This is a genomic window from Burkholderia sp. 22088, assembly GCF_052045915.1.
Taxonomy (GTDB): Bacteria; Pseudomonadota; Gammaproteobacteria; order Burkholderiales; family Burkholderiaceae; genus Burkholderia; species Burkholderia cepacia.
In genome coordinates, this window is record NZ_JBQEPY010000029.1 from 75,105 (window position 1) to 101,355 (window position 26,251).

The following is a 26,251-nucleotide window of genomic DNA, read 5'->3' on the forward strand; positions in this document are numbered from 1 at the left end:
GGTCTCCTGTGATGGGGCGCGTCATGACGCGGCGCCGGGCAGCGGCACGCGCGCGGCGACGATCGTATGGCCGACCTGCGACGTGATCGTCAGCGTGCCGCCAAGCGCGTCGAGGCGCTCGCGCATGTTGCGCAGGCCGATGCCGTGGCGCACGTCGGCCTGCGAGCGCTCGGCGTCGAAGCCGCAGCCGTTGTCGGCGATGGTCAGCGTGACGGATTGCGCACCGACGTCGAGCGTGACGGCCGCGCGCGACGCCCGCGCATGATGCACGATGTTGCTCAACGCTTCCTGCGCGATCCGGAACAGCGCGGTGTTGACCGCCGCGGGCAGCGGCCGCGCGCCGCTGTGCGCGACCTGCGTGTAACCGATGTCGATGCCGCTTTCGGCGCCGAGCTCGCGCACCAGCTGCTCGAGCGCCGCCGCGAGGCCGAGATCGTCGAGCATCGCGGGGCGCAGCGCATGCGAGATGCGCCGCACTTCACGCAGCGTGTCGCCGAGCCGCACGACGCCCGATGTCAGCGCCTGCTCGGCCTCGGGCATGCGCGCGGTGCCGCGTTCGAAGCGCGCGAGCGCGGATTCGAGCATCAGCTTCGCCGATACCATCATCTGGCTGATCCCGTCATGCAGCTCGCGTGACAGCCGCGCCCGCTCCTGTTCCTGCGATTCGACGACGCGCTGCGCGAGCAGCTTGAGCTTCGCGTCGGCGCTGCGCGACTCGCTGACGTTCAGCACCAGCGCGCACACGGCGATCGCGGCCGCCCCCGTGAGCGCGATTGCGGTGAGCCAGCTCATCGTGCGCTCGATGTTCGCGGACGCGCGCGCGTCGATGCGCTGCAGCGCGGTGTCGACATCGTCGAGATAGATGCCGGTGCCGACCATCCAGCCCCAGCGTTCGAGCGCGATGACGTAGCCCAGCTTCGGCGCGACGCGGCCCGTCGACGGCCGTTGCCACGCGTAGCGCACGTAGCCGCCGCCGCTCGACGCCGCGCCGATCAGCTTCTGGATCGTCAGCGCGCCCTGCGGGTCGCGCATCGACCAGTAGTTGTGGCCGACACGCTCGGGCTCGCGCGGATGCATCAGGGAATTGCCGTGCAGGTCGTACACGAAGAAGTAACCGTCCGGGCCGAAATCCATCTTCTGCAGCATCGCGAGCGCCTGCGTACGCAGCAGCGCGTCGTCGCGCGCGTTGCGGCCGCTCGCGTCGTAGAGCGGCATGATTGCGCTCGTCGCGAGCTCGACGTAGTGCTTGAGCTCGACCTCCTTGCTCGACATGTACGCGGCCTGGATCGTCGCGTGCTGCGTGCGCGCGAGGGACGTCGCCTGCTGGCGCACGCCGAAACCGATGCCGGCGATCGCGAGCAGGAACGGCACGATGGCCAGAAGGAAGATCTTTGCCTTGAGTCTCATGGTGGTGCGAAGCGGCCGCGCACCCGCGCGGGCCGGCCGGGCCAGGCAGCCGCGCGGCGGCGTGTCGAGGCGACATTGTCGGCGATTTTGCGCGCGGGCGGCGACAGTGGCCGGCCGGCCGCCGTGCCGGCGCCCGGCGGCGGCCCGTTCAGGCCCGCCGCGCCGCGAGGCCGCCGGAGGGGGCCGCGTGCACGACGATGCGGTTGCGCCCGCCTTCCTTCGCGCGATACAGCGCGTCGTCGGCCAGCTTCAGCGCGGCCTGCATGTCGTCGTCGTGTTCCGGATAGCTCGTCGTCACGCCGATGCTCACCGTCAGGCGGCCGGTCGCCCCGGCGTCGTGCCGGATGCCGAGATCGAGGATGCCGGTGCGGATCGTCTCGGCGATCGACGCCGCGCCGTCCGTATCGACGTCGGGCAGCACGACGACGAACTCCTCGCCGCCGTAGCGCGCCGCGTAATCGGCCGGGCGGCGCAGGCAGCCGGCGATGCAGTGGCCGACCGCGGCGAGCGCGTCGTCGCCGGCCTGGTGCCCTTGGGTGTCGTTGTAGCGCTTGAAGTAGTCGACGTCGATGAACAGCAGCGACAGCGCGTGCTGCGAGCGCGCGGCCCGGCGCCATTCGCGTGCGAGCGTGACGTCGAGCATGCGGCGGTTGTCGAGGCCCGTGAGGCCGTCGGTGCGCGCGAGCGCCTGCAGTTCGGTTTCCGCGCGGTGGCGCTTGCGCAGCTGCACGTCGAGCAGCAGCGACAGGCCGACGAAGCCGATCGCGAGCGCGACCATCGCCGAGCCGATCGGAATCGCACGGTCGTACCACGCGGCGTAGGTATCCGCTTCCGAGCGCGCGACCATGATGATGAGCGGCAGGTGCTCGAGATGCCGGAACACGTACAGGCGGCGCACGCCGTCGATCGACGCGGTATCGGCGAAGCTGCCTTCGTTGGCGGTCATGAACCGCCGGAACGTGCTGGCGTGGCTGATGTCGCGGCCGACGATCTTCGGGTCGTACGGCTCGCGCGCGACCATCTTGCCGTCGGTGTTGATCAGCGCGATCGAGCCGCGATCGCCGAGCGACAGCCGCGAGAACAGGTTCTGGAAATATTCGAGCCGGATCGACATCACGGCGACGCCGCCGAACGAGCCGTCGGGCTCCGTGATCCGCCGGCTGAGCGCGATGCTCGGCGAGCCGCCGCGCAAGCGCGAATGATACGGGGGGCTGACGTACAGGCCGACGTCGGGGTGGTCGCGGTGCATCGTGAAGTACGGCTCGTTGCCGAAATTGGCCTTGCGCGGCACGTCGCTCTTGCCGTCGACCGCGATGTCGCCCTTCGCGTCGAGCACATAGATGCCGCCGAGGTACTTGGCCGTCGTCGCACGGTCGAACAGCACCTGGCGGCGCAGCGGCATCGGCAGCTTGACGACATCCGGGTCGTTCTCGCCTTCGACGACGGCCTGCAGCGACAGCGAATAGATCTCGATGTTGCGCTCGATGTCCCACGACGCCATCAGCGCGAGATTCTGCTGCATCGAGATCGAGCGGTCGCGCGCGTCGATGCGGCCTTCGTACAGCACGATCCCGCACAGGGACAGCAGGAGCAGCGCGATCAGCAGCCCGGTATAGAAGATCAGGTGCGGCAGCAGGAACCGGCGCAGATGTGCGGCGACACGGCTCGTCAGGCCGGATTCGCTGGGCACTGCGTAATCGGTTTCTGCCATGGTCCGTGGATCGATGGGCATTGCCGCCGGGCGGCGGGCCGATGCGATTGTTCGTATGACGTGGCGGCGGCGATCCGCCACGCGTCCATTCGACGCCTTCTTGCCGGCCGGCGAGAAAATGGACACTGATTACCGGGAATCGCGGCCAGATATACCGGTAAATCGAGCATTTACTGGTGACATCTACGCCGATTCAACGATCCGAGGAATCGGGCAGTGCGAATTCAACGGAGTATAACGCGCGCGTTCGCGCGCGCGGAAAATGTTGCGGGCCGTTGATCCGGATCAAATTTCAGTGAATTCCCGGGCTTGCGAATATCCGGCAAAGCGTTCCAGCGCAAGGCTGTACGGCATGAGCGGCGAAACCGCGGCGCGCGGCCGCCGATTCCCATCGGGTTAACGGCAGGCGAGCGAAAAAAATGAAGGTGTCGATATGTGCGCCGATTATTCGTTTCAACAGCCGGGCGAACGTGAAAATGAAAACGGGCGGCCGTTGCGGCCGCCCGTTTCATGAAGCCCGGCGTACGAGCTTCCGGCATACGGGCTTCCGGCACGCCGGAAACCCGCGGCACGGCCGTGCTTATCCGCCGTGCTGTTGCGCCTTGAACGCGAGCCGGAACCGGTGCAGCAGCGGCTCGGTATAACCGCTCGGCTGCGACGTGCCCTGCAGCGCGAGCGCGCACGCGGCCTTGAACGCGGTCGACTGGTCGTAGCCGGGCGCCATCGGGCGATAGTTCGGGGCGCCGGCGTTCTGCTGGTCGACGACGCGCGCCATCCGCTTGAACACGTCGAGCACGAATGCCTCGGTGATCACGCCGTGGCGCAGCCAGTTCGCGATGTGCTGGCTCGAAATGCGCAGCGTCGCGCGGTCTTCCATCAGGCCGACGTCGTGGATGTCGGGCACCTTCGAGCAGCCGACGCCCTGTTCGACCCAGCGCACGACGTAGCCGAGGATGCCCTGCGCGTTGTTCTCGACTTCGCTCAGGATCTCGGCTTCGCTCCACGCGGCGCGTTCGACGACCGGCACGGTCAGCAGCCCTTCGAGCAGCGTGTCGCGTTCGCTCGCGTACGGTGTCTTCTCGAGTTCCTGCTGGACGGCCTGCACGTCGACGAGGTGGTAGTGCAGCGCGTGCAGCGTCGCGGCGGTCGGCGACGGCACCCACGCGGTGTTCGCGCCCGCGCGCGGATGCGCGATCTTCTGCTCGAGCATCGCGTGCATCAGGTCGGGCATCGCCCACATGCCCTTGCCGATCTGCGCGCGGCCGCGCAGGCCGGCCGACAGGCCCGCGAGCACGTTGTTGCGCTCGTACGACTGGATCCACGCCGACGATTTCATGTCGCCCTTGCGGATCATCGGGCCCGCTTCCATCGCGGTGTGCATCTCGTCGCCGGTGCGGTCGAGGAAGCCGGTGTTGATGAACGCGACGCGTGCGGCGGCGGCGGCGATACACGCAGCGAGGTTCACGCTGGTGCGGCGCTCCTCGTCCATGATGCCCATCTTCAGCGTGTTGCGCGGCAGGTTGTACAGATCCTCGATGCGCGCGAACAGCGTATCGGCGAATGCGACTTCGACCGGGCCGTGCATCTTCGGCTTCACGATGTAGATCGAGCCGGTGCGCGAGTTGCGCTTCGCCTTCAGGTCGTGCAGCGAGCACAGCACCGTGACGACGCCGTCGAGGATCCCTTCCGGAATCTCGTTGCCGTCGCGGTCGAGCACCGCGCCGTTGGTCATCAGGTGACCGACGTTGCGCACGAACAGCAGCGAGCGGCCGTGCAGCGACAGCGTGCCGCCGTCGGGCGTCGTGTACTCGCGGTCGGCGTTCAGGCGGCGCGTGAAGGTCTTGCCGCCCTTCGCGACTTCCTCGACCAGCGTGCCCTGCATCAGGCCGAGCCAGTTGCGGTAGAGCTGGACCTTGTCGTCGGCGTCCACCGCCGCGACCGAATCCTCGCAGTCGATGATCGTGCTGACCGCGGCTTCGAGCACGACGTCCTTCACGTTCGCGAGATCGGCGCGGCCGATCGGCGTCGATGCGTCGATCTGGATCTCGAGGTGCAGGCCGTTGTGCTTCAGCAGGATCGCGGACGGCGCGTCGGCCGCGCCCTGGTAGCCGACGAACTGCGCCGGCTGCGCGAGGCCCACGATCCCCTTGGCGGTTTCGACGGCGAGCTGGCCGTCCTGCACGCGGTAGCGCAGCGCGTCGCGGTGCGAGCCGCTCGCGAGCGGCGCCGCGTTGTCGAGCACGTTGCGCGCGTAGTCGATCACGCGCTGGCCGCGCGTCGGGTTGTAGGCCGTGGTGCGTTCGGCGCCGCCGTCTTCAGGCAGCGCGTCGGTGCCGTACAGCGCGTCGTACAGGCTGCCCCAGCGGGCGTTCGCGGCGTTCAGCGCATAACGCGCGTTCGACAGCGGCACGACGAGCTGCGGGCCGGCCTGCGTCGCGATCTCGCTGTCGACGTTCGCGGTGGCTGCCGCGACGTTCGACGGGACCGGCACGAGGTAGCCGATTTGTTCGAGGAATGCGCGATACGCGGCGTGGTCGCGCACCGGGCCGGGGTGCGCGCGGTGCCAGGTGTCGAGTTCCTGCTGCAGGCGGTCGCGTTCCGCGAGCAGCTCGCGGTTGCGCGGCGCCAGGTCGTGCACCAGGGCCGAGAAACCGCTCCAGAACGCAGCCTTGTCGATGCCGGTGCCCGGCAACGCTTCGTTTTCAATGAACTGGCTCAGCGCTGGCGCGACTTGCAGTCCTGCTTGGTCGATCATCGTTAATCCTCCCGGGGAAAAATCGCGCGCGGCTTGGCTGGTCACACCGCGACGCTTTGTGTGCCGGCGCGGGCAATCTGCGCGTCCTGTTCGGACTTTACGCCAGACACGCCGATCGCGCCCGCGATCCGGCCGCCGACCGTGACCGGCACGCCGCCTTCGAGCAACCCCGTCAGCGGCGCGCTGAGAAACGCGGTGCGGCCGCCGTTGATCATATCCTCATACGCCTTCGTCTCGCGCCGGCCGAGCGCCGCCGCGCGCGCCTTGTCCTGCGCGATACAGGCGCTGGCCGGCGATGCGCCGTCCAGGCGTGCAAACGCGAGCAGGTGGCCGCCGTCGTCGACGACGGCGATCGACACGGCCCAGCCGTGGCGTTCCGCTTCCGCGCGGGCGGCGGCGAGCATGCGGTCGGCATCGGCCAGTTCGAGTTCGGGTTTCGTCTGCATGGAGATCCTCCGGAATCAGGTCAGTTGACGAGTCGGTTGTCGACGAGCTCGATCCAGTGGCGCACGGGCGTGCGGCCCGCGCCGTTCAGGTGAGTCTGGCAGCCTACGTTGGCCGTGACAATCAGGTCCGGGCGCGCGGCTTCGAGCGCATCGAGCTTGTTGTCGCGCAGCGTCGTCGCGAGTTCGGGCTGCGTCAGCGAATACGTGCCGGCCGAGCCGCAGCACAGATGGCCGTCGGCGACATTCGTCAGATCGAAGCCGAGCCGCGTCAGGATGCTTTCCACCGCGCCGCCGAGCCGCTGCGCGTGCTGCAGCGTGCACGGGCAGTGAACCGCGACGCGGCGCGGCGTCGACTCGGCCAGCGCGTCGAGCGGCTCGGCCGCGATCACTTCCGCGAGGTCGCGCGCGAGCGCGCTGACGCGCCGCGCTTTCTCCGCGTAGACGGGGTCGGAGCGCAGCAGGTCGCCGTATTCCTTCACGAACGCGCCGCAGCCGCTTGCCGTCAGCACGATCGCTTCCGCGCCCGCTTCGATCGCGGGCCACCATGCGTCGATGTTGCGGCGTGCGCGGGCGAGGCCGGCATCCTGCGCGTTCAGGTGATATTCGGTCGCGCCGCAGCAGCCGGCCTCGCGCGCCGGGCTCACGCTGATGCCGAGCCGGTCGAGCACGCGCGCGGCGGCCGCATTGGTGTTCGGCGACAGCGACGGCTGCACGCAGCCCTCGAGCATCAGCACGCGCCGCGCGTGGCGCACGGGCGGGCGCGGCGCGGCCGCGGGCACGGCGGCCGGGATCTTGTCCCGCAGCGTGCCGGGCAGCAGCGGGCGCAGCGCGCGGCCGGCCTTCAGCAACGCGGCGAACGTCGCCGGGCGCGGCACGACGTGCCGCAGCCCCGCGCGCAGCAGGCGCTCGCGCGCGGGCCGCTGCGCACGCTTTTCGGCTTCCGCGCGGCCGATGTCGAGCAGCGTGTGATAGCGCACGCCGGACGGGCAGGTCGTCTCGCAGTTGCGGCACGTCAGGCAGCGGTCGAGATGCCGCTGCGTGCGTTCGCCGCACGGCTCGCCTTCGAGCAGCTGCTTGATCAGGTAGATGCGCCCGCGCGGCCCGTCGAGCTCGTTGCCGAGCACCTGGTAGGTCGGGCAGGTCGCATTGCAGAAGCCGCAGTGCACGCACGCGCGCAGGATCGCTTCCGCTTCGTCGGCCCGGGCGAGGGCCTTGCTTGCTTCGCTGAGATTGGTTTGCATCGGCGGGTCGGGATCGGGTTCGCGTCAGAAATCGGCGTACAGGCGGCCGGGATTGAAAATCGCATGCGGGTCGAGCTGTGCCTTGAGCTGGCGGTGCACGCGCAGCAGCGCGGGCGGCAGCGGCTGGAACGGCTCGCACGTCGCGCCCGGCGTGAAGCAGGTCGCGTGCCCGCCCCATTGCGCGGCGAGCCGCTGCACGTCGGCCGGTGCGGCGTCGCTCTTCAGCCAGCGCTGTGCGCCGCCCCAGTCGGCCAGCAGCGCGCCGGGCAGGGCGTCGAGCGGCGCGGCGGCCGGCACCGACACGCGCCACAGCGGGCGCGGGTCGTCGAAGAACGGCAGCGCAAGGTCGCGCAGCCGTGCCCAGAACGCATCGTCATGGTCGTCCATGCAGTCGCCGCCGATCGTGTCGCGCGCGGCCTTCACCGAGCCCTCGCCGCCTTCGATCCGCACGCGCAGCACGCCGTCCGCGTGGCAGGCGCCCGCGAGCGGCAGCCCCGCGCGCCGCCACGCGGCGACGCGCTGCACGGCTTCGTCCACCGCGAGCGGCAACGCGAGATCGCACGTCGCACGGGGCTTCGGCAGCACCTTCAGCGACACCTCGGTCACGACGCCGAGACAGCCGAAGCTGCCCGCGAGCAACCGCGACACGTCGTAACCCGCGACGTTCTTCATCACCTCGCCGCCGAAGCGCAGGTGTTTCGCGTGGCCGGTGATCACGCGGCAGCCGAGCACGAAGTCGCGTACCGCGCCGGCCCACGGGCGGCGCGGGCCCGACAGCGCCGCCGCGACCATGCCGCCGACCGTGGCCGCGCCGCCGAACGACGGCGGCTCGCACGGCAGCATCTGGCCGGCCGAATCGAGCATCGCTTCGAGGTCGGCGAGCGGCGTGCCCGCGCGCGCGGTGACGACGAGTTCGGTCGGGTCATAGGACACGACGCCGCGATGCGTGCGCACGTCGAGCGTGCGGCCTTCGACTGGGCGCCCGAGGAACGCCTTGGTGCCGGCGCCGCGAATGTGCAGCGGCTGACGGTCGTGGATCGCCGCGTCGACCTGGGCGACGAGTGCCGCGCTGTCGTCGATCGATTCGATTTCGCGTCGCATCAGAAACGCTCCAGTTCGGGAAACGGCAGCTTGCCGTGATGGACGTGCATCGCGCCGAATTCGGCGCAGCGGTGCAGCGTCGGGATGTTCTTGCCGGGATTGAGCAGGCCCTGCGGATCGAACGCGGCCTTCACCGCGTGGAAGAACGTGATTTCGTCGGCGTTGAACTGCACGCACATCTGGTTGATCTTCTCGCGCCCGACGCCGTGCTCGCCGGTGATGCTGCCGCCCGCCGCGACGCACAGCTCGAGGATCTTTCCACCCAGCGCTTCCGCGCGGTCGAGTTCGCCGGGGCGGTTCGCGTCGAACAGGATCAGCGGGTGCATGTTGCCGTCGCCCGCGTGGAACACGTTCGCGACCGGCAGCCCGTATTCGGCGGACAGCGCGGCGATTCCTTCGAGAACGCGCGGCAGCTCGCGGCGCGGGATCGTGCCGTCCATGCAGTAGTAGTCGGGCGACATGCGGCCGACCGCGGGGAACGCGTTCTTGCGACCGGCCCAGAAGCGTTGGCGCTCCGCCTCGTCGCGCGCGACACGGATCTCCGATGCGCCGGCATCGCGCAGCAGCGTGGCGACGCGTTCGGCATCTTCGTCGACGTCGGTGGGCGAGCCGTCGAGTTCGCACAGCAGGATCGCCTGCGCGTCGACCGGATAGCCCGCGTGGATGAAATCCTCGGCCGCGCGGATCGCGAGGTTGTCCATCATCTCAAGGCCGCCGGGGATCACGCCCGCGCCGATGATCCGCGCGACGGCGGCACCGGCTTCGGCGACGTCGTCGAAGCTCGCCATCAGCACCTTCACGCTCGGCGGCTTCGGCAGCAGCTTCACGGTCACTTCGGTGACGATGCCGAGCATCCCTTCCGAGCCGGTGAACAATGCGAGCAGGTCGAAGCCGGGTGCGTCGAGCGCGTCGGTGCCGAGCGTGAGCGTATCGCCGTCGATCGTCAGGATCTCGACCTTCAGGATGTTGTGCACCGTGAGCCCGTATTTCAGGCAGTGCACGCCGCCCGCGTTTTCGGCGACGTTGCCGCCGATCGAGCACGCGATCTGCGACGACGGATCGGGCGCGTAGTAGAGGCCGTGCGGCGCGGTTGCCTGCGAGATCGCGAGGTTGCGCACGCCGGGCTGCACGCGCGCGACGCCGGCATCGGGGTCGATGTCGAGAATCCGGTTGAACTTCGCCATCACGAGCAGGAGGCCCTTTTCGAGCGGCATCGCGCCGCCCGACAGCCCGGTTCCCGCGCCGCGCGCGACCACCGGCACGCCGAGCGCGGCGGCGACGCGCAGCACCGCGCGCACCTGCTCGACCGTGTCGGGCAGCACGACCGCGAGCGGTACCGTGCGATAGGCGGCGAGGCCGTCGCATTCGAACGGCTTGAGCGCTTCGCGCTCGTGCAGCACGTCGAGGCCGGGCGCCGCCGCGTGCAGCGCGGCGACGAGTGTGTCGCGGCCGACGGTCGCCAGCGGGCCGTCGATCCGTTCGTCGTAGGTGAAACTCATCGTGTGTCTCCGTCTCCACTCTCTTCACCGTGCGGGCGGCCGCGGGATGCGCGACGCGCCGGATGGACGGCATTCTTGGCGGCCGGCCGGTGCGTGTCCATACGTCGCGGGCGTGGTCATACCAGTTTTTCGAGGCGCGCCGTGAAGCCGGGGTGGGTCTTGACGTAAAAGCCAATCATGACAAGGGTTTATGAGAAAATCGGCGACATCCGTCCAAAGTGGTCATACCAGTATGGAAATGCAGGATCGACAAGCGCCGGCGCGCAATGTCGCCGATGTCGTCGCCGAGCGGATCGAGCAATTGATCGTCGACGGCGTGCTGAAGGCCGGGCAGGCGTTGCCGTCCGAACGGCGGCTGACCGAGAAGCTCGGCGTGTCGCGCACGGCCGTGCGCGAAGGGATGAAGTTGCTGCGTGCGCGCGGAATCATCGAGACGACGCACGGCAAGGGCTCGTTCGTCGCGAGCCTGACCCCGCAGCGCGAAGTCTCGCCCATGATGCACCTGCTCGGCTCGCAGCCGCGCACGCTGTACGACCTGTTCGAAGTGCGCGGGATGCTCGAGACGGAGGCCGCGCGACTGGCGGCGCTGCGCGGAACGTCTGCCGATTTCATCCTGATCAAGCGTCGCTACGACGAGATGACCGCGGCCGATGCGCAGGATCTCGACCCGGCCGCGCGCGCGAAGCTCGATCACGCGTTTCATCTCGCGATTTGCGAGGCGTCGCATAACCCGGTGCTCGTGAATACGTTGCAGTCGCTGACGGATCTGCTGCTGAGCTCGGTGTTTGCGTCGGTGAACAACCTCTATCACCGCGAGCCGTTGAAGAAGCAGATCGATCGCCAGCATGCGCGGCTCTATAACGCGGTGACCGGGCGGCTGCCCGAGCAGGCGCGCAAGGCGGCGAGCGAGCATATCCGCCAGTGCGTCGAATATCTGAGGGAGATCGAGCAGGAGGAACAGCGGCTCGTGCGGTCGACGTTGCGGCTTGAAGGGTGGACGTGAGCAGGCGCCGGTGTGTTCGTGCCATGACGTCCATCAAGCGAAGTGCGTCGACGATGCGGTTTGAATGGTTATTGCATCATGATGCGACGTATCTGGCACGAGGCACGCCCTGATTTGCACGTTCGTGCAACACGCGCCGTGTACCGTCGCACGTATTACGCCATCGATCCTGACAGGAGGATGCTGCATGTCGATGCCGACGCATGAGTACGGCAAGGGCCTCGAAGAAGCGGGCTCCGACTGCGATTGCGCGGCAACGGTGCTTGTACCGAGACGGGCTGGGCCCGCCCATTCGCGGCCATCGCGTAATAATCGATACTATCCGGCGGGTAGCGGCATTCTCTGTCGATCATCGCCGCCGCCGGATGCCACGTACGCTGCTTGACCCACGCGCTGAATAATTACAACCGACCCATGAATCGATCGCTTCTATCCGTTGTCTCGGCAATGTTGTTGATTTCGGTCCCGATGACCGAGGTATTGGCTAGCGAGCCCGGCAAAACGGCAACCACCGACCCCTCGCTCGTATCGGCGACGGTCGATTCAACAAGCGCGCAACAGACAGCTGTCACGCTCGCTCAACGTGGGCAGGCAGCAGAAAAGGCCCGAAATTACCCGCTAGCCATCAGCTATTACACCGCAGCACTCAACTTGCATCCGCTTCTTCTTGACGCGCTGGTAGGGAGAAGTCTTGCATACGACAAGATCCACGAGCGGGAAAATTCCGCGGATGATGCCTTGGCTGCGGCGAAAATAATAAGCGACGAGGGAAAAAATTATAGGCTTGCGTCCTATCTTTACAGGTTCGCGGGTCTTGGATACTCCTTGTCGAACAAGTATGAAAAATCCGTAGTCGCCTTTACGGGGGCAATTAATATTGATCCATCGGATCCGGGCGCCTATGTACACAGGGCGGGTTCTTATAAATTAATGCTGGATTTCGATCATGCTCTCCTGGACCTGAAAAAGGCGTTGGAGCTCGACCCTGGCAGAATCGACGCAAAAGACAGTTATGCAATGGCTTTCGCGGATATGGGGTTGTATCAGGTCGCCATCGACAAATTGAACGAGTCGCTGGCCGCGGATAAAAATGTGTCGACGACCTACGTGAATCTCGGCCAGGTGTATATGTCGATGGGAAGGTATGACGACTCCCGCCGAAATTTGAACAAGGCGCTGCAACTCGATCCGCGAGATTGGGATGCTGTCTTGAAAGACGTGAAGCTGAATTTCTATACAAAGAATTATGCGGCCGCATTGCGTGAAGCCAATGCATGGCTGGACAACAACAGGGAAAACAGCAGTTCCGAAGATGTTGCATACATGCTGATCTGGAAGCATCTGGCATCGCAACGGCACGGCGTGGATGATCGGGTGAGCCTGGACGGCGAATCTTCGAGCTTGCGGAATCAGGAATCCTGGCCTCGCCCGATCATCGATTACTTCCTGTCGAAAATAGATGCCGACCAACTCAGGGTGGCAGCGGCCAAGGGTGATGACGGGCCTCCTGGGACGCGTCAATGTGAAGCCGAGACTTATATCGGGGAAGCGAATATGATGGCCGGCAAGATGGAGGATGCAACGAGAAATTTCGAAACGGCTGTTTCGCTATGTCCGGTTTCGTGGGCTGAATATGATTTGGCGAAATTCGAAATACAATCGATAAAGAATTTCATCGCGTCGCCGTAATTAAAGCCGGGATGGGGGTGAGTCACCGAAGGCCGCATTTGCTGTTGGGCGCTTGCGCAGTCACCAGGTGACCGTCGTCGTGAAATCTGGCGGTCGCTTGCAGATCGTTTGGCGACATCCATCCCGATCCGCGAAGATAAAAAAAAGCCCGCCGAAGCGGGCAACCTCTCGATGCGGAGGGGGGAGATACGAATACGCAGGGCTGCGCGCGTTCAGCCTTTGGTCGCCCCGAACGTCAGCCCCGCCACAAAATGCTTCTGCATCGCGAAGAACATCGCGACGGACGGCAACGCCGCCAGGATCGACCCGGCCGACACGAGGTTCCACGACGTCGTCCATTGCCCCTTCAACGCGGCAACCCCTGCCGTGATCGGCGCAGCCTCATCCCCTTGCGTGAGACACAGCGCCCAGAAGTAGTCATTCCACACGAACGTAAACACGAGAATCGCCAGCGCAGCCAGCGCCGGCCGGATCAACGGCAACACGATCCGCCAGAACACCGTCCATTCCCCCGCCCCTTCGATCCGCGCCGCCTCGATCAGCTCGAACGGCAGCTGCTTGATGAAGTTGCGCAGGAACAGCGTGCAGAACCCCGTCTGGAACGCGACATGAAACAGAATCAGCGCCTCGACCGTATTGAACACACCGAGCCGCAGCGACAAATCCCGCACCGGAATCATCAGCACCTGCACCGGCACGAAATTACCCGCGACGAACGTGCCGAACAGCGCCGTGCTCCCGCGAAACTTGTAGGTCGCAAGCGCAAAGCCCGCCATCGCCGCGAGCGCGATCGAGCCAAGCACGGACGGCACCGTGATCTGCACGCTGTTCCAGAAGTAATGCAGCATCGGCGACGTGGTCAGCGCATCGCGATAGTTCTCGATCATCGAGAAGTGCCGCGGCCAGCCCCAGTAGTGGCCTTCGACGAGTTCCTCGGTCGAGCGCACCGACGTGACGAACACCGCGATCATCGGCAGCAGCCAGATCACGAGCGCGACGGGCAGCGACAGCTTGTACAGCCGGCGCGATACCGGCTTCCATTGGGCAACGGGTGTCGGAAACATGATGAAGGCATCCCCGGAAGGTCAGGTCACTGCTCGTTGCGCAGCAGGCGGCGCAACTGGAACACGATGTAGACGAGCATGATCGCGAACAGCACGACCGCGATCGACGCGGAATAGCCGAGCCGGTAGTACTTGATCGCCTGGTCGTACATGTAATACGCAAGCACGGTCGAACTCTCGAACGGGCCGCCGCTCGTCATCACCGAGATCAGGTCGAAGCTGCGCAGCGCACCGATCACCGTGACGACGATCGCCATGAAGGTGGTCGGCCGCAGTTGCGGCAGCACCACGTGCCACAGCAGCGCGAAGCCGCGCGCGCCTTCCATGCGAGCGGCTTCGATCTGTTCCGGATTGAGCGACGTGAGGCCGGTGAGGTACAGGATCATGCAGTACGCGGTTTGCGGCCACAGCGCGGCGAACACGATGCCGAACGTCGCGTAGCGCGCGTCGCCGAGCACCGGGATGCCGTGTCCGGCGATCAGCGCGAGCAGCCCGAACGTCGGATCGTAGAACCACGAGAAGATCAGGCCGACGACCACACCCGACAGCACGAACGGCGCGAAGAACAGCGACTTCACGAGCCGGATGCCGGCGACCGCCTGGTTCAGGTACAGCGCGAGCGCGAGGCCGAGCGGCGGCGCGAGCATGAAGAGCGCGAGCCAGATCACGTTGTTGCGCAGCGCCGTGTAGAACGTCGGCGCCTGCAGCAGCTCCGCATAGTTCGCGAGACCGACGAACGTACGCTCGGTCATCCCGTCCCAGTTGTACAGGCTCAGCCACAGCGTCGACAGGATCGGCCAGATCACATAGACGGCAACCATCGCGCAGGCCGGCGCGAGAAACAGCCACGCGGCACGCCGTTGCCGCCGCACGGCGGGCGACGGGCGGCGCGCGGGTGATGCAACCGCGGCAACCGCGGCGGGCGCGCGAGGGTTCGACGGTTCCGGCGGCGCGGCGGGCGGCTCGAGGTGTCGGGACGAAATCGGACTGGACACGGCAGGGCTCCTGAACGAGCGAACGATGGGACAGCCGCAGCGGCGGAGCACCGCCGCGCGGGTCACGGCGTTACTTCTTGTAGATCCGCTTGCGGGTCTGTTCGAGCTGCGCGAGCACCGTATCGAGCTGCGCCGGATTCGCGAGGAACTGCTGCATGCCCTTCATCCCCTCGTCGGCCATTTCCTTCGTCATGTCGCGGTCGTAGAACTGCGCGACGCCGCCCTTCGTGTCGGCAAGGATCCGGAAGCCGATGCGCGAGACCGGGTCGGCCGGCTCGGGCGACTTGCTGTTGGCCGACAGCGAACCGAGGCCTTCCGCGAGCTTCGCGCCCATCTCGGGTGTTTCGACGAACGCGAGGAACGTGTGCGCGTCGGCCTTGTTCTTCGCCTTCGTCGGGATATGCAGCGATTCGACCGGGCCATCCTCGGCGGTCGGCACCTTCGGGTCGATGATCGGGAAGCGGTAGTAGCCCATTTCCTGTTTCACGTTCGGCGGAAAACCCGCCGCGATGAAGGTGCCCATCAGCATCATCGCGGCCTTGCCCTGGAACAGGAACGGCTGGGCGCCGTCGAGATCGTAGGACAGCGCGTTGTCGATGAAGTAGCCCGCGTCGATCAGCGACTTCCACGTCGTGTAGACCTTCTTCACGCGCGGGTCGGTGTACGGCACGTCGCCCGCCATCAGTTGCTGGTGGAACGCGTTGCCGTTCAGGCGCAGGTCGAGATAGTCGAACCAGCCGGCGAGCGTCCACGCGTCGCGGCCGCCGAGCGCGACCGGCGTGATGCCGGCCGCCTTCAGCTTCTTGCATGCGTCGAGAAACTGGTCCCACGTCTTCGGCTCGTCGGCGATGCCGACCTTGCGGAACAGGTCCTTGCGGTAGAACAGCCCCCACGAGTAGTAGACGGTCGGTGCCGCGTACTGCTTGCCGTTGTACGACGATGCGTCGCGCGTCGATGCATACATCGCGCCCCAGCCGTTCTTCGCCCAGTCGCCGCTCAGGTCCTCGAACAGCCCGCGCTTCGCGTAGTACGCCATCCGCTCGCCGGCGTGCCAGTTCACGACGTCCGGCGCGACGGTCGTGAGCCAGGCGGGGAGCTGCACCTTGTACGCTTCCTCGTCGACGAAGGTGGCCTTCACGTCGATGTCGGGATGCGCCTTGTGGAACGCGTCGAGCGTCGACTGCCAGACCGCGCGCTGGCTGGCGCCCTTGAACGCGATGTTGATCGTCAGCGTGCCGGCATCGGCGGGCGCCGTCGTGCCGAGCGATGCCAGTGCGACGGCGGCGGCCGTGGCGAGCCGGGCGGCGAGGCGAAGGGGGCGATGTGTCATGCGTGTCTCCATTCCTGTGTGTCGTCTTGTGCGTGACCGGCGCATCGCGGCGCCGGTGTCGGGGTGCTACGAACGGCTTCGATACACGGCCACGTCTTGCGGCCCGACTTGCGCGGTGCCGAGCACGAACGCCGACGGCGGTACCGCGTCGATCGTGTGCGGCGTGTCGCCATAGTTGAAAACGTAGGTCAGGCCGCCGCGCCGGCTCACGCGCACGCCGTCGCCGAGCGGCGTCGGCGTGAGGCCGGCTTCGGCCGCGACATCGGCGAACAGCCGGGCGGTGGTCGCGTCGTCGAACAGCGCGGCCCAGTAGTGCAGCGTGCCGTGTGACACGCAGGCCGGGTGACCGTCGGCGAAGCGCGCGCGCACGACGCCGAGCGTGTCGTCGTGAAGCTCGACGAAGTCGCGCCAGTGGCGCGCATGGCCCGCGAGCGGCGCACTGTCGCACAGCGTGCCGTCGATCGGCTCGGTCACGTTCGGCCGCAGCGATTCGACGCGCCATACGCGCACCGGCAGGATCGATGCGAGCGGGCCGGGCGGCAGCGTCGGCGGAATCTGCAGGTCGACGGTCTTCGAGCCGGTGCGCGGCCCGAACACGGCGTGCGCGCCCGAGGCCGCGACGCGTGCGGCGAAATCGTCCGGGACGACCGGCAGCGGCGGCACGACGACGAGCCGGTAGCCGTCGAGCGGCGCATGCGCGGAAACGATGTCGACGTCGAGGCCGAGCGAACGCAGCGCCGCGTAGTACTCGAACGCGAAGCGCGGGTAGTGGAAATCGGCGCCTTGCGGCTGCACTTCGAACAGCCACTTCGCTTCGTAGTCGAACACGAGCGCGACGGGGGCACGCACCGCGCCGTTCGGGTCGGCATCGGCACCTGCGTCGCGTACGGCCGCGATCTCGCGCGCGACGCGCTGCGCCTCGCGGCCGCCTTCGTCGAGCCGGTTGTCCGGCGTATTGAGACCCGCATGCATCTGCTCCTGCGCGAACGGCGCCTGACGCCAGCGGAAGTACGACACGCAACCGGCGCCGTGCGCGAACGCCTCCCAGCTCCACAGGCGCACCATGCCCGGCAGCGGCGCGGGGTTCCACTGCGCCCAGTTCACGGGGCCCGGCTGCTGCTCCATCACCCAGAACGGCAGCTTCGACATGCCGCGATAGAGGTCGTGATTGAACGACGCGAAATCGGGATGGCCGGTGCGTAGCCAGCGCGCCTTCACGTCGGGCGTGAACCATTGCTCCTCGAGCGCGCCGAGCGGATAGCTGTCCCACGTCGCGACGTCGAGGTCGCGCGCCACTTCGTAATGGTCGAACTCGGTGAACAGCTGCATGAAGTTGTGCGCGACGGGCCGGCCCGGCGAGTGCGCGCGGATCACGTCGACCTGCATCCGGTGATAGCGCGCGACTTCGTCCGACGCGAAGCGCCGGTAGTCGAGGCGATGCGACGGGTGCGCTTCGGTCACGGTGCCGACGGGGGCATCGACCTCGTCGAAATGGCGATACTCCATGCTCCAGAACACGGTTCCCCACGCGCGGTTCAGCGCGTCGATCGTGCCGTAGCGCGCCTTCAGCCACGCACGGAATCGCACGAGCGCGGCCGGCGAATAGCTGACGACGGTCTGGTGGCAGCCCAGCTCGTTGTCGGTCTGCCAGTAGCGCACGGCCGGGTGCCGGCCGTAGCGCTCGGCGACCGCCGTGCAGATCTGGCGCGACGCCTCGAGATAGGTCGGCGACGAGAAGTCGTAGTGGCGGCGCGAGCCGAACGCGCGCGGCCGGCCGTCGGCGCCGATCGCGAGGATGTCCGGATGGCGGTCGACCAGCCATTTCGGTGGCGTCGCGGTCGGCGTGCACATCACGATCTCGAGACCGGCCGCGCCGAGCACGTCGACCGCCCGATCGAGCCAGCCCCAGTCGTATTCGCCCGGCGACGGCTCGATACGGCTCCACGCGAATTCGGCGATCCGCACCTGCTCGATGCCGAGCGCTTTCATCCTGCGGGCATCGTCGGCCCACATCGATTCCGGCCAGTGTTCCGGGTAGTAACAGACTCCGAGGCGCATGCCCGATCCTTATGCGTAGTGGTGAACGTGGACGTCGGCGCACGCGGGCACCGCGCGGCCGTCTTCGGTGAAGAGATGGCAGGCCGCGGCCGGCGCATGCACGAGTACGCGTTCGCCGCTGCGTACCTGCGCATCGCCGGGCACCTTCGCGATCAGCGAGTGGCCGCCGGGCTGGTCGAGGTGCACGTAGGTCTGTTCGCCCAGGCGTTCGACGAGCGCGACGTCGCGTGCGAGTGTCGTGGCGTCGTGCGCGGCGCCGAGCGTCAGGTGTTCGGGGCGAATGCCGAGCGTCACGGTGGCGCCGGCGCCGAGCGCCGAGCCGTCGCGCGGCAGCGTGAAGGTTTCGCCGGACGGCGTGAGCGTGACGGCCGTGCGACGGGCATCGCACGCCGTGACGACGGCCGGCAGGAAGTTCATCCGCGGCGAGCCGATGAAACCCGCGACGAAGCGGCTGGCCGGGTGGTGGTAGAGGTCGAGCGGCGCCCCGACCTGCGCGATGCTGCCGTGCTGCGCGGTGTCGGCGCCGGCGTGCAGCAGCACGATCTTGTCGGCGAGCGTCATCGCTTCGGTCTGGTCGTGCGTCACGTAGACGACGCTCGCGCGTTCGAACTGGCGGTGCAGCCGCGCTATCTCGATGCGGGTCTGGCCGCGCAGCGCGGCGTCGAGATTCGACAGCGGCTCGTCGAACAGGAACACGCCGGGCTCGCGCACGATCGCGCGGCCGATCGCGACGCGCTGCCGCTGGCCGCCCGACAGCGCCTTCGGCTTGCGCTCGAGCAGCGTGTCGAGCTGCAGGATGCGCGCGGCATCGCGCACTTTCCGGTCGATCTCGGCTTTCGGCACGCGCGCGAGCTTCAGCCCGAACGCCATGTTCTCGTAGACCGTCATGTGCGGAAACAGCGCGTAGCTCTGGAACACCATCGCGACGCCGCGCTCGGCGGCCGGCACGTCGTCGACGCGGCGGCCGTCGATCGACAGCTCGCCCGCGCTCAAGTCCTCGAGCCCGGCGATCATCCGCAGCAACGTCGACTTGCCGCATCCGGACGGCCCGAGGAACACGCAGAACTCGTGCGCGCCGATCTCCAGATCGACGTCGCGAATGACCGGTGCGTGATCGCCGTAGGCTTTCTGCACGCGCCGCATCGAGATGCTCGCCATTGTCTCCGCTCCATGTTTTAATGCGCCATCGTCGTTGATTAAGCGCTTAATCATCGCGATCAAAAAAAGAGGCGATGCGATCGCGGCCGAGTCGCGCCCGTCGGTCGGGCGGCAGGGTGTGCGGCGATAGTGCGCCGCTTCGGTGAGCGAAGCAAATACTGGATAGACGTCTCATATAGTGAGCAAGCGATGGCAACCCTGGATGAAGTGGCCCGCCGCGCCGGCGTGACGGCCGCGACCGTGTCGAACGTGCTGCGCGAGCGCGGCCGGGTCGGCGAGGCGACGCGTGCTCGGGTGCTGGAAGCCGTGGAGGCGCTCGGGTATCGGCCGCATCTCGCGGCGCGTGCGCTGGCGGAAGGGCGCGCGCCGACGGTCGCGCTGATGGTGTCGAGCATCGCGAACCCGTTCTACCCGGAGTTCGCGCTGGCGGTCGAGCGCGCGGTGCGCCGCAACGGACAGTTCCTGATCGTCTGCAATACGAATGAAGATCCGCTGCAGGGGCGTGCGTATCTCGACCAGATTGCCGGCACGATCTCCGAAGGGATTCTCGTGACCAACGCGAACCTGCATCTGCCCGATCTGCTCGACGTGGCGGCGCGCGGTGTGCCGGTCGTGCTGTGCCTGTGGGAGCGGCCGGAGGCGCCGCCCGACGGATTGCCGTGCGTGGCGATCGATTTTCGGGAGGCGGGGCGGATCGCGACGCGGCACTTGCTCGAGCTGGGCCACGAGCGGATCGGCGTGATCGTCGGCGGGTCGGCGAGCGGCGTGCAGGCGGCGCGCTACGACGGCTTCGTCGACGTGATGCGTGAAGCCGGGCTCGATGCGTCGATCGTCGCGGCGGAACCCGATTCGATCGAAGGCGGCGTGCGCGCGGCGGGTCGGCTGCTCGACGCGCATCCGCGGCTGACCGCGCTGGTCGCGACCAACGACCTGCCGGCGATCGGGGCGATGCATGCGGCGGCCGATCGCGGCCGGCGTGTGCCGGACGATCTGTCGATCGTCGGGATCACCGACATTCACCTGGCCAGCGACACGCGCCCCACGCTGACGACCGTTGCGATCCCGACTGCCGAGGCCGCCGGGCTCGCGGTCGAATTGCTCAATGCGCTACGCGACGCGGGCGAGCGCAGCAGCGCTGCGTCGCGCGTGCGGATCGCGTCGCTGCCGAAACTGGTGGTGCGCGGGACGACCGGCTGCGCGCCCGGCGGGGGCGCGACGCGGTCGATTTGATGTATCGATGTATTGAATGTCGCGACGGAGGTAGCCGCCGCGATCGGCGCGACCCGACAAGGCCCGACAAGACCGGCCCGGCCCGCGCGCGGCGCAGCAGGCGGCACACGCAGCGCCGGTTTCAGTCGCCTTCGACGAGCCCCATCACGATGCGCCTGGCCGATTCGAGATGCGCGACCGTCATCGACCGAGCGGCACGCGCATTGCGCTCGCGGCACGCCTGCAGGATCTCCTCGTGCTCGACCTGGAACGACGGCGTATCGGCGAGCAGCGTGGCCTGCAGGCGCTCGTATCGTTCGACCTGGCTGCGCAGCTCCGCGATCGTCTGCAATTGCCGTGCGTTGCCGCAGCACGAATACAGCAACGCATGGAATTCGCGGTTCAGTTCGCCCTGCCGGCGCGGCACGGCCGTATCGCCGAGCAGGCGATGGACGAGTTCGGCACGCGCGAGCGTCTCGTCGTCGAGCCGCTTCACGCTTCGGTAGATCGCGTCGCCTTCGAGCAGCACGCGCAGGTCGTAGATTTCCTGCACGTCCGATGCGCCCAGCATGCGCACGACGGCGCCGCGATTCCTGAAGATGTCCAGCAACCCTTCGCGCTCCAGGCGCTGGATCGCCTCGCGCATCGGAATCCGGCTGATGCCGAACCGGTCGGCGAGGTCGCGCTCGACGAGCCGTTCGCCCGCTTCGAACTCGCCGTTGATGATCATGTCGCGCAACGAGGCGGCGACCGCGTCCGCCGTGGAATCGAGTTTGGCTTCCATGCCTGTGTGTTCCGTCAATTTGGAATAATGGTATACCAAACGAAAATCCGGTGCCAAAATGACGAACGCAGGCGGGCTCCGTACGACGAAATCCTGCCCGGTCGAAGCAACCCACATCAATGGAGAGCGAGATGGCATCTGGTGAACACAAGTATCGCGTCGCAGTCGCGTGGACGGGCAATCGCGGCACCGGCACGTCGGGGTATCGCGAGTACGGCCGCGATCACGTGATCCGGGCCGGTTCCAAGCCGGATATTCCCGGTTCATCGGACCCGGCGTTTCGGGGCGACGCGTCGCGCTGGAACCCCGAGGACCTGTTGCTGGCGTCGGCATCGGCGTGCCACAAGCTCTGGTACCTGCACCTGTGCTCCGAAGCGGGCATTCGCGTGCTCGCTTATGTCGACGATGCGGAAGGCACGATGGTCGACCGTGACGAGCCGGGCCGCTTCACGGAAATCGTGCTGCGCCCGCACGTGACGATCCAGGCCGGCGACGATCGCGAGCGGGCGGAACATCTGCATCATGATGCGCACGCGAAGTGCTATATCGCGAACTCGGTCAATTTTCCGATCCGCTGCGAACCCACGATCGAATTTGCCGCAGCGTGACGCCGACACCCGCCGGACGAAATCGACGATGAAGCTTTTCTACTACCCCGGCAACGCCAGCATGGCGCCGCACTTCGTGCTCGAGGAAGTCGGCCAGCCGTTCGAGCTTGAATACGTCGACCGCACGCACGATCGACACAAGTCGCCGGACTACCTCGCGCTCAATCCGAACGGGCTCATTCCGGTACTGATCGACGGCGACCTGGTGCTGTATGAAACCTCCGCGATCTGCCTGCCTCTCGCCGATACGCATCCGGAGCAGCGTCTTGCGCCCGACCTCTGCACGCTAGAACGGGCTCAGTAGTTACCGCAGCGACTCGTGCGCCCGGCGATCCAGCTCGCGATGAAATTCGATTCACCGTTGTTCCGGAGTGCGTACAGGCGGATAAACGAAAGGTCCGCTTGAAATCGATCTGGTCTGGCCGACGGATTCCTTGAGAAACCGATTGGGGATGTCCGATTCCACGTCAATCAGACGAGACTGAAATTCGAAATTTGTGTTTCTCCGTCAACAACTTGGCAATATTTGACAGTCATTCTTCGATGTTTCAGTAAGCTCGCGTTCAATAACCAAACGAACGGACGCGGGCCGCGTCGACCAGAATGAATAAGAATGCGCACCGCCTGGTGTTTTCCAGGCTTCGGGGTATGGTGGTGGCCGTCGCGGAGACAGCGACAGCTGAAGGGAAATCCGCAACAGGCGAAGCTCGCGCGCGGCGGCGGTCGTCGACGTCCGGCGCTCGCGTCCTGGTGGCGGGCGTCGCCGCGCTCGGCATGCTGCCCACCCTCTCCGGTGCGCAGATCGTCCCGACGCCCGGCACCAGCACGCAGGTGATCCAGACGCCGAACGGCTTGCCGCAAGTCAACGTGGCGCGTCCCTCGAGCGCGGGCGTATCGGTCAACACCTACAACCAGTTCGACGTACAGAAGGCCGGCGCGATCCTGAACAACTCGGCCACGATGGTTCAGACCCAGCAGGCGGGCTGGATCAACGGCAACCCGAATTACGGCGCCGGACAAGCCGCGCGGATCATCGTCAACCAGGTCAACAGCCCGAATCCCTCTCAAATTCGCGGCGCCGTGGAGATCGCAGGCGCCCGCGCGGAACTCGTCCTGGCTAACCCGTCCGGGATTTTCGTGGACGGCGGCACCTTCCTGAATACCAGTCGCGCGACCTTGACGACCGGCGTGCCGTACTACGGCGCCGATGGTTCAATCGCCGGATACAACGTCAACCGCGGGCTCGTGACCGTCTCGGGCGCTGGCCTGAACGCAACCGGTACCGATCAGGTGGACCTTATCGCCCGCGCTGTACAGGTCAATTCCGCCATCTATGCGAAGAACCTGAACGTGATCGCCGGCGCGGCCCAGGTCAATCACGACACGCTTGCCGCGACGGCGATCGCCGGTGATGGTCCTGCTCCGTCGGTCGCTATCGACGTAAGCCAATTGGGGGGCATGTATAGCGATCGGATCGTCCTCGCATCGAACGAATTCGGCGTGGGGGTGGCCAGCGCCGGTACGATCGCCGCGCAGGCAGGCGACCTGACGCTGCAGTCGAACGGCCGGCTCGTGCTCACGGGCAAGACTACGGCAAGCGGCAATATGGCGCTGTCGGCCGCGGACGGCATCCAGAACAGCGGCACGACGTATGCGCAGCAGTCGTTGTCGGCCAGCACAAGTGCCGATCTCACGAACAGCGGCACGCTCGCAGCGCAGCAAAATACAACGGTCAACGCTGGCAGCGTCAACTCGGCCGGCACGCTCGGCGCCGGCGTGAACAACGACGGTTCCGTCACGCACAGCGGCGACCTGAACCTGACGGCGTCGGGCCAGTTGACCGCGACCGGCCAGAATGTGGCGGGCGGTAACGCATCGCTGACGGGCGGCAGCGTGAATCTCACCGGTAGCCAGACGGCGACGAACGGCAATCTGTCGCTGAGCGCGACGGCCGGCGACGTGAACCTCTCGAACGCGACGACGAGCGCGCAAGGCGCCATTCAGGCGAACGCATCGGGCACCGTGATCAACGACCACGGCAACCTGTCGAGCGGCGGCAGCACGACGCTGACCGGCGGCAACCTGTCGAACCAAGGCGGCAAGGTCTCGTCGCAAGGCCCGTTGTCGGTGAATGTCGCCGGCCAGATCGCCAACCAGTCCGGTGGACTGGTATCCGAAAGTACGGCGGACGTGCGTGGTGGTGCCATCGCAAACAACCAGGGCACCGTTCAAAGCGCGGCCGGCATGACGGTGGCCGGCGCGTCGCTGGACAACACGGCTGGCCGGATCACGTCGCTTAACGGCGACGGCCTGTCGGTGATGACCACCGGTCAACTGACCAATGCGGCGGGCACGACCGCGAACGGCGCGCACGGCGGCGTTATCGGCGGCAACGGCGATGTGTCGGTCCAAGGCGCAAACGTTGTCAATCGCGGCGTGATTACCTCCAATACGAATCTGCGGGTATCGGGCCAGTCGGTCGACAACGGCAGCGGCACGCTGCAGGCCGCGCAAAAGGTGGTTGTCGACGCAGGCGTGCGCCTGGTCAACAACGGCGGCTCGATCGTCGGTCTGACGGCCGCGCTGACGGGCACGACCCTCGACAATAGCGTGGGTGCCGTACAGGCTAACCAGGTGTCGTTGAACGCGACCGACCTCGTGAACCATGGCGGCACGATCACGCAGACGGGCGCCGGCGCGATGGCCGTGAACGTGTCGGGCACGTTCGACAACTCGAATGCCGGCACGCTGCAAACCAACAGCACTGACCTGGCGCTTACCCCCACCGCACTCGTGAATGACGGCGGCACGATCACGCATGCCGGCAACGGCACACTGACGCTCGGAGGCGGCTCGGGCTCGATATCGAACGTAGGCGGTTCGATCGCGAGCAACGGACGCGTCGCCGCCCAAACCGGCGCGCTAAACAACGCGGCGGGCTCGATCAACGCGCAGAGCGGACTGACGGCAACCGTTGCCGGCACGCTGAACAATGCGAGCGGCAAGCTGTTGTCGAATACGGATCTGAGCGTCACCAGTGGCATGCTGACGAACGATGGCGGCCAGATCGGTGCGGGCACGAACGCGGCAATCCACTCAGGCTCGATGACGAACCAGAACGGTTCGATCGTCGCGCCGAACCTGTCGATCACGGCCGACTCGACGCTCGACAACAGCGGCGGCAAGCTCGAGGCCAATCAGATTGCGCTCACGGCAGAAAACCTCGTCAACCACGGCGGCACGATTACGCAGTATGGGTCGTCAACGATGGGCATGAATGTCAGCGGCACGCTCGACAACTCGGCCGCTGGCGTGATCCAGACCAACAGCACGGATCTGACGCTCAAGCCCGCCGAGCTGAACAACGCAGGTGGCACCATCACACATGCCGGCACGGGCACGCTGACGATCGCGCCGGGCAATGGCTCGAGCGCGCTGAACAACGCGTCGGGCACCATCGTGACGAAGGGACAAGCCATCGTCAACGCGGCCGCCTGGAACAACGCGAGCGGTTTCCTCGCCGCGCAACGCGGCATCAATGCGACCATCGCAGGCGATGTGAACAACGCGCAGGGCCTGCTGCGATCGGACGCGTCGCTGTCGTTGAAGAGCGGCGGTGCCTTGTCGAACCAAGGTGGCCACGTCCAGGCCGGACAATCTACTGCTGGTGACACCAGCACACTCGACATTCAATCGGCTTCGATCGACAACGCGGACGGCGCCATTGTCGACCTCGGTGCTGGCAAGATGACGGTGCAAGGCGACAACCAGATCGCGAACAGTCATGCCGGTGGTGTGTCGGGCATGGGTGCGATTACCGGTAACGGCGACGTGACGGTCAGCGCGGCATCGATCAGCAATACGCAGGGCGGTCAGCTCAGTGGTGCATCGCTGCATGTCCAGGGGAACTCGCTCGACAACAGCGGCGGCTTTATCGGTAACGTCACGAATTCGAACGGCAACGTGAACGTTACGACGGCCGGCGCGGTCACGAACACGAACGGCCAGATCGGCTCGACGCACGACCTGTCGGTCGCAGCGGCCACGTTGCAAGGTGGCGGCACATACAGCGCAGCGCACGACGCCAACGTGAACCTGCAGGGCGACTACACGGCGGCATCCGATACGCAGTTCAACGTCGGTCACGATCTCGCGTTCACGTTGCCCGGCACCTTCACGAACAACGCGAACCT

17 protein-coding genes and 2 pseudogenes are annotated in these 26,251 nt (G+C 66.7%); 6 read left to right on the forward strand and 13 right to left on the reverse strand.

Going from position 1 to position 26,251, the window contains the following annotated elements:
• Positions 1-21: 21 nt before the first annotated feature.
• From ACTJLD_RS38960 to glcD, 7 genes are all read right to left on the reverse strand, one after another.
• Positions 22-1,407, reverse strand: a complete 1,386-nt coding sequence (locus ACTJLD_RS38960; protein ID WP_027790219.1) for a cache domain-containing protein — start codon at positions 1,405-1,407, stop codon at positions 22-24.
• A 148-nt stretch (positions 1,408-1,555) separates the two neighbouring features.
• Entirely contained in the window at positions 1,556-3,118 is a 1,563-nt protein-coding gene (locus tag ACTJLD_RS38965) for a sensor domain-containing diguanylate cyclase (protein ID WP_059693233.1), read from the reverse strand.
• Positions 3,119-3,698: 580 nt separating this feature from the next.
• Positions 3,699-5,873 carry a malate synthase G gene (locus ACTJLD_RS38970; RefSeq protein ID WP_440661444.1) on the reverse strand — a complete coding sequence of 725 codons (2,175 nt, stop codon included), beginning with the start codon at positions 5,871-5,873 and terminating at the stop codon, positions 3,699-3,701.
• 41 nt (positions 5,874-5,914) lie between these two features.
• Positions 5,915-6,319: a GlcG/HbpS family heme-binding protein gene (locus tag ACTJLD_RS38975; protein WP_027790222.1), complete on the reverse strand. Its 405-nt coding sequence runs from the start codon at positions 6,317-6,319 to the stop codon at positions 5,915-5,917.
• 20 nt (positions 6,320-6,339) lie between these two features.
• Positions 6,340-7,560 (reverse strand): glycolate oxidase subunit GlcF, encoded by a 1,221-nt coding sequence (gene glcF, locus ACTJLD_RS38980; protein ID WP_060194163.1) that lies wholly within the window; start codon positions 7,558-7,560, stop codon positions 6,340-6,342.
• Positions 7,561-7,584: 24 nt separating this feature from the next.
• Positions 7,585-8,661, reverse strand: a complete 1,077-nt coding sequence (gene glcE, locus ACTJLD_RS38985) for a glycolate oxidase subunit GlcE (protein ID WP_321916311.1) — start codon at positions 8,659-8,661, stop codon at positions 7,585-7,587.
• A complete protein-coding gene (gene glcD, locus ACTJLD_RS38990) occupies positions 8,661-10,160 on the reverse strand; it encodes a glycolate oxidase subunit GlcD (protein ID WP_440661445.1) in 1,500 nt (499 codons plus the stop codon). The genes glcE and glcD overlap by 1 nt, the downstream gene beginning before the upstream one ends.
• 232 nt (positions 10,161-10,392) lie before the next feature.
• On the opposite strand from glcD, the gene glcC reads away from it, so the two are divergent.
• Both glcC and ACTJLD_RS39000 read left to right on the forward strand, forming a co-directional pair.
• Positions 10,393-11,163: a transcriptional regulator GlcC gene (gene glcC, locus ACTJLD_RS38995; RefSeq protein WP_027790226.1), complete on the forward strand. Its 771-nt coding sequence runs from the start codon at positions 10,393-10,395 to the stop codon at positions 11,161-11,163.
• 414 nt (positions 11,164-11,577) lie between these two features.
• Positions 11,578-12,852, forward strand: coding sequence for a tetratricopeptide repeat protein (locus ACTJLD_RS39000; protein WP_222212989.1), 1,275 nt, complete (start codon positions 11,578-11,580; stop codon positions 12,850-12,852).
• 212 nt (positions 12,853-13,064) lie between these two features.
• Here ACTJLD_RS39000 and ACTJLD_RS39005 read toward each other — a convergent pair whose 3' ends face one another.
• The 5 genes from ACTJLD_RS39005 to ACTJLD_RS39025 form a co-directional block, all read right to left on the reverse strand.
• Positions 13,065-13,916 (reverse strand): carbohydrate ABC transporter permease, encoded by an 852-nt coding sequence (locus tag ACTJLD_RS39005; RefSeq protein ID WP_027790229.1) that lies wholly within the window; start codon positions 13,914-13,916, stop codon positions 13,065-13,067.
• 26 nt (positions 13,917-13,942) lie between these two features.
• A complete protein-coding gene (locus ACTJLD_RS39010) occupies positions 13,943-14,911 on the reverse strand; it encodes a carbohydrate ABC transporter permease (RefSeq protein ID WP_136470104.1) in 969 nt (322 codons plus the stop codon).
• A 70-nt stretch (positions 14,912-14,981) separates the two neighbouring features.
• Positions 14,982-16,241: an ABC transporter substrate-binding protein gene (locus tag ACTJLD_RS39015; RefSeq protein ID WP_091920844.1), complete on the reverse strand. Its 1,260-nt coding sequence runs from the start codon at positions 16,239-16,241 to the stop codon at positions 14,982-14,984.
• Between the two features lie 66 nt (positions 16,242-16,307).
• Complete coding sequence (locus ACTJLD_RS39020; protein ID WP_440661449.1) at positions 16,308-18,299, reverse strand: beta-galactosidase; 1,992 nt, start codon at positions 18,297-18,299, stop codon at positions 16,308-16,310.
• A gap of 9 nt (positions 18,300-18,308) precedes the next feature.
• Positions 18,309-19,457, reverse strand: coding sequence for an ABC transporter ATP-binding protein (locus tag ACTJLD_RS39025; RefSeq protein ID WP_440661450.1), 1,149 nt, complete (start codon positions 19,455-19,457; stop codon positions 18,309-18,311).
• A 189-nt stretch (positions 19,458-19,646) separates the two neighbouring features.
• On the opposite strand from ACTJLD_RS39025, the gene ACTJLD_RS39030 reads away from it, so the two are divergent.
• The gene (locus ACTJLD_RS39030) at positions 19,647-20,687 is read left to right on the forward strand and encodes a LacI family DNA-binding transcriptional regulator (RefSeq protein WP_322076183.1); all 1,041 of its coding nucleotides are present in this window, start codon (positions 19,647-19,649) and stop codon (positions 20,685-20,687) included.
• Between the two features lie 121 nt (positions 20,688-20,808).
• Here ACTJLD_RS39030 and ACTJLD_RS39035 read toward each other — a convergent pair whose 3' ends face one another.
• Positions 20,809-21,450, reverse strand: a complete 642-nt coding sequence (locus tag ACTJLD_RS39035; RefSeq protein WP_059693209.1) for a GntR family transcriptional regulator — start codon at positions 21,448-21,450, stop codon at positions 20,809-20,811.
• A 131-nt stretch (positions 21,451-21,581) separates the two neighbouring features.
• On the opposite strand from ACTJLD_RS39035, the gene ACTJLD_RS39040 reads away from it, so the two are divergent.
• From ACTJLD_RS39040 to bcpA, 3 genes and pseudogenes are all read left to right on the forward strand, one after another.
• Positions 21,582-22,058 (forward strand): OsmC family protein, encoded by a 477-nt coding sequence (locus ACTJLD_RS39040; protein ID WP_027790236.1) that lies wholly within the window; start codon positions 21,582-21,584, stop codon positions 22,056-22,058.
• Positions 22,059-22,086: 28 nt separating this feature from the next.
• A pseudogene (locus ACTJLD_RS39045) lies at positions 22,087-22,359 on the forward strand (glutathione S-transferase N-terminal domain-containing protein); the annotation flags it as partial.
• A gap of 302 nt (positions 22,360-22,661) precedes the next feature.
• Positions 22,662-26,251: pseudogene (bcpA, locus tag ACTJLD_RS39050) on the forward strand (contact-dependent inhibition toxin BcpA); the annotation flags it as partial.

What these genes read in the sequence shown, in the direction of transcription:
- ACTJLD_RS39015 (WP_091920844.1), bottom strand. Translation starts at nt 16,241, where the DNA reads ATGACACATCGCCCCCTTCGCCTCGCCGCCCGGCTCGCCACGGCCGCC.
- ACTJLD_RS39005 (WP_027790229.1), bottom strand. Translation starts at nt 13,916, where the DNA reads ATGTTTCCGACACCCGTTGCCCAATGGAAGCCGGTATCGCGCCGGCTG.
- ACTJLD_RS39040 (WP_027790236.1), top strand. Translation starts at nt 21,582, where the DNA reads ATGGCATCTGGTGAACACAAGTATCGCGTCGCAGTCGCGTGGACGGGC.
- ACTJLD_RS39020 (WP_440661449.1), bottom strand. Translation starts at nt 18,299, where the DNA reads ATGCGCCTCGGAGTCTGTTACTACCCGGAACACTGGCCGGAATCGATG.
- ACTJLD_RS38975 (WP_027790222.1), bottom strand. Translation starts at nt 6,319, where the DNA reads ATGCAGACGAAACCCGAACTCGAACTGGCCGATGCCGACCGCATGCTC.
- ACTJLD_RS39030 (WP_322076183.1), top strand. Translation starts at nt 19,647, where the DNA reads ATGGCAACCCTGGATGAAGTGGCCCGCCGCGCCGGCGTGACGGCCGCG.
- ACTJLD_RS39025 (WP_440661450.1), bottom strand. Translation starts at nt 19,457, where the DNA reads ATGGCGAGCATCTCGATGCGGCGCGTGCAGAAAGCCTACGGCGATCAC.
- ACTJLD_RS39035 (WP_059693209.1), bottom strand. Translation starts at nt 21,450, where the DNA reads ATGGAAGCCAAACTCGATTCCACGGCGGACGCGGTCGCCGCCTCGTTG.
- ACTJLD_RS39000 (WP_222212989.1), top strand. Translation starts at nt 11,578, where the DNA reads ATGAATCGATCGCTTCTATCCGTTGTCTCGGCAATGTTGTTGATTTCG.
- glcD (WP_440661445.1), bottom strand. Translation starts at nt 10,160, where the DNA reads ATGAGTTTCACCTACGACGAACGGATCGACGGCCCGCTGGCGACCGTC.
- glcE (WP_321916311.1), bottom strand. Translation starts at nt 8,661, where the DNA reads ATGCGACGCGAAATCGAATCGATCGACGACAGCGCGGCACTCGTCGCC.
- ACTJLD_RS38965 (WP_059693233.1), bottom strand. Translation starts at nt 3,118, where the DNA reads ATGGCAGAAACCGATTACGCAGTGCCCAGCGAATCCGGCCTGACGAGC.
- glcC (WP_027790226.1), top strand. Translation starts at nt 10,393, where the DNA reads ATGGAAATGCAGGATCGACAAGCGCCGGCGCGCAATGTCGCCGATGTC.
- ACTJLD_RS38970 (WP_440661444.1), bottom strand. Translation starts at nt 5,873, where the DNA reads ATGATCGACCAAGCAGGACTGCAAGTCGCGCCAGCGCTGAGCCAGTTC.
- glcF (WP_060194163.1), bottom strand. Translation starts at nt 7,560, where the DNA reads ATGCAAACCAATCTCAGCGAAGCAAGCAAGGCCCTCGCCCGGGCCGAC.
- ACTJLD_RS38960 (WP_027790219.1), bottom strand. Translation starts at nt 1,407, where the DNA reads ATGAGACTCAAGGCAAAGATCTTCCTTCTGGCCATCGTGCCGTTCCTG.